We start from the raw sequence: 2,729 nt of genomic DNA, 5'->3' as shown, positions 1-2,729 counted from the left end.
ACAGGTGAGCATGGAGAAGCTGGTGATTTCCCTGACGCGGCTTAAACGGAGCCGGACATTTTTATCTTTTTTCAAAAATTCAGGAAATTTTATTTTTGTGTAGACAGCAATTCCGATTCCGGAAACATACTGTGAGATAACGGTTGCCTCTGCGGCGCCTGCCACCCCTCTGTTTAAGCCTGCCACAAACCATAAATCCAGAACGATGTTTAATACGGCTGAGATGGCAAGAAAAACAAGGGGAGTGGTTGAATTGCCCAGGGAACGCAGCAGAGAGGCAAAAAAGTTATAGAGAAAAATGCCTATCATGCCTGCAAAAATCACGATGAGATATTCCCGCATCAAAGCCTTCAGACTCACCGGGGTGCGCAGCGCCCATATAATCCAGTCGATTCCCAGGAAAATGAGCAGATTTATGATTACGGTAACAACGCCCAGAAGCGTAAAGGACGCCAGGATGCCCTCCTTGAGTCCCAGAATGTCCCTTCTGCCCAGACGGATAGAAAAGACGGTTCCGCTTCCCATAGCAAGTCCCAGCAGAATAGAGGTCAGAAAGGTCATCAGCGAAAATGCGCTTCCCACAGCAGCCAGCGCATCCGCGCCCAGAAACCGTCCCACAATCAAGGTATCGGCGATATTATAGCACTGCTGTAGAAGATCCCCGAGAATCATGGGAATGGCAAAACACAGCATGGTTTTCATAACAGGTCCTTTGGTCAGTTCAGCTTCCATTTTCCACCACAGCTTTCGTTTTGTATTTTTGAAATTAACATTCGTAATTTATTTTAGACTGAAAAAAATAGAATGTCAATGACATAGTTGCGGATTGCTTGACTTGTGTAAAAAATAAAATGTATAATGATGAAAATAAGGTGTGGAATGGAAGGGAGATGGCATTTTATGTTTTTGGATGGTCTTGATGAGCTGGATCAGAAGATTGTGCGGCTTCTGATACAGAATGCCAGAATGTCTTACTCAGAAATCGGGCAGCAGATTGGCATTTCGCGTGTAGCCGTGAAAATGCGGGTGCAGGCCCTTGAGAAAAAGGGGATTATCGAGGAATATACAACGATTATCAATCCCCAGAAAATTAGCGGAGCCGTTTCCTGCTATTTTGAAATCGAAACAACGCCGGACCGGCTGATGGAGGTTGCAGAGCTGCTGAAACAGCAGGATACCATTACGCAGATTTACCGGGTTACGGGAAAGAGCAGGCTGCATGTGCATGCAGTGGCTTCATGCGGGGAAGAAATGGAGGAGTTAATCTATAACACCATGGACAAGCTTCCGGGGGTTTTGGAATGTAACTGCAATATGATATTTTCCCGAATCAAGGATATCAAGGGACTGCGGCTGTAGAAAAAGAAAAGCTGCGGCAGTAGAAAATAAACTGCAGCTGCTGAAAATGGCAGCTGCAGATAAAAGACGACGATTTTTAGCAGCGTCAGCCGCCGAGTGTTCTACGGGATAATCTACGAGTTTGAACCTAGACACTGGCGATACGGCAAGCCGCACTCCTCCCAGAACTGACGCCAAGCTTATTATACCTCTGCCCGGACCAAAACACAAGGAGCAGAATGAAATGCGGATAACAGGACTTGAACCTGCACGTCTGCTGACAATAGAACCTAAATCTATCGCGTCTGCCAATTCCGCCATATCCGCGTAACACGTTATTGATTATAACTGCTAAGCGTTCTCCTTGTCAAGAAATTCTGAAGCTTGGGCTGTGGGGAGCGTATGGACAGACTGCTGCTTTCTAAGACCTTAAAAGACTGCGGTACTCAGATGGGGACAGCTTTTCCTGCTGGCGGAAGCATTTTGAGAAATAAAAAGGATTTTGGAACCCTGTTCTTTCTGCAATCTCCTCTATCTTCATATCCGTGCCCAAGAGCATTTCCTTTGCGGCAAAGAGCCGAAGCCTCAGAACATACTCGCTGACACTGACACCGGCTGCGTCCTTGAACAGGGCGCCGAAATATTTGGGAGAGAGACAGCACTTCTCTGCAAGCTGGGGCACAGAGATGCGCTGTGTATAATTGGCCCGCAGATAATCCATGGCATAGAGAATTTTAGGGTGCATGGGAGAAGGGGTTTTTGCGCAAAAGCAGTCTGTGAGCTCTGAGAGAATCGCCCAGAAGGCAGATTTTAGCTTAACCTGGGAGAGCGCATCCTTCCCGCAGAAGGCGTGGTAGCATTTGGCAAATAGAGAGGAAAGCCTCTCATAGGGCACGTTTCCCATAAAATTGGGCAGAGAAAAATCCTGGGGCACATAGATAGGGCGCTCTTTGATTTTTTTCAGGCGTCTGTGGTAATCGGAGGAGAGAACCGAGTGCATATAAAACTCCTCCGCCGTAAAGTCATATTCCGGCAAAGGAGCAAGCCAGTCAAAATGAATGCAGTGGGTGCGGAAATGCCATTCCTCCTTCACCACAATATAATTTTCAACCCCTGGTTCCAGGTAAAACACATCCCCCTTTTTTAAAGGATATATTTTGTCTCCATAGTGCATTTCCACCGAGCCGTTCATGACGTACATCAGCTCGTGGTCGTACAGGATACGTTTTTGTTCCACATAGGAATAGTTGGGTCTGTAGTTGTTGACAAACCGGATATAGGGCTCAGGATTCTTAAGAGGAAGCTTTTGCATTGCAAACTCCTGTGTGATGGTTATTTTATCGTACCAATTTATAAATATAATACCCTATTTTATGGACAATGTCACGGAC

Annotated in this window: 3 protein-coding genes and 1 tRNA gene; 1 reads left to right on the top strand and 3 read right to left on the bottom strand. The window is 46.2% G+C overall.

The window, feature by feature from the left end; all coding sequences use genetic code 11:
* Window positions 1-732: MATE family efflux transporter (locus AC1WIP_RS14285; protein ID WP_481142458.1), on the bottom strand; the 732-nt coding region annotated here is incomplete at its 3' end.
* A 168-nt stretch (window positions 733-900) separates the two neighbouring features.
* On the opposite strand from AC1WIP_RS14285, the gene AC1WIP_RS14280 reads away from it, so the two are divergent.
* Window positions 901-1,359, top strand: coding sequence for an Lrp/AsnC family transcriptional regulator (locus tag AC1WIP_RS14280; protein WP_481142457.1), 459 nt, complete (start codon window positions 901-903; stop codon window positions 1,357-1,359).
* Window positions 1,360-1,583: 224 nt separating this feature from the next.
* Here AC1WIP_RS14280 and AC1WIP_RS14275 read toward each other — a convergent pair.
* Together AC1WIP_RS14275 and AC1WIP_RS14270 are read right to left on the bottom strand one after the other, a co-directional pair.
* A tRNA-Leu gene (locus AC1WIP_RS14275) sits at window positions 1,584-1,665 on the bottom strand.
* Window positions 1,666-1,759: 94 nt separating this feature from the next.
* Window positions 1,760-2,650: a helix-turn-helix domain-containing protein gene (locus AC1WIP_RS14270; protein ID WP_481142456.1), complete on the bottom strand. Its 891-nt coding sequence runs from the start codon at window positions 2,648-2,650 to the stop codon at window positions 1,760-1,762.
* Window positions 2,651-2,729: the final 79 nt, after the last annotated feature.

Source organism: Acetatifactor sp. (assembly GCF_982438285.1).
The sequence above is the reverse complement of the archived record's forward strand: the minus strand, read 5'-3'. Positions and strand labels throughout refer to the sequence as shown.

Excerpts from the sequence above, each read along its gene's own strand:
- AC1WIP_RS14280 (WP_481142457.1), top strand. The coding sequence starts at position 901 with ATGTTTTTGGATGGTCTTGATGAGCTGGATCAGAAGATTGTGCGGCTT.
- AC1WIP_RS14270 (WP_481142456.1), bottom strand. The coding sequence starts at position 2,650 with ATGCAAAAGCTTCCTCTTAAGAATCCTGAGCCCTATATCCGGTTTGTC.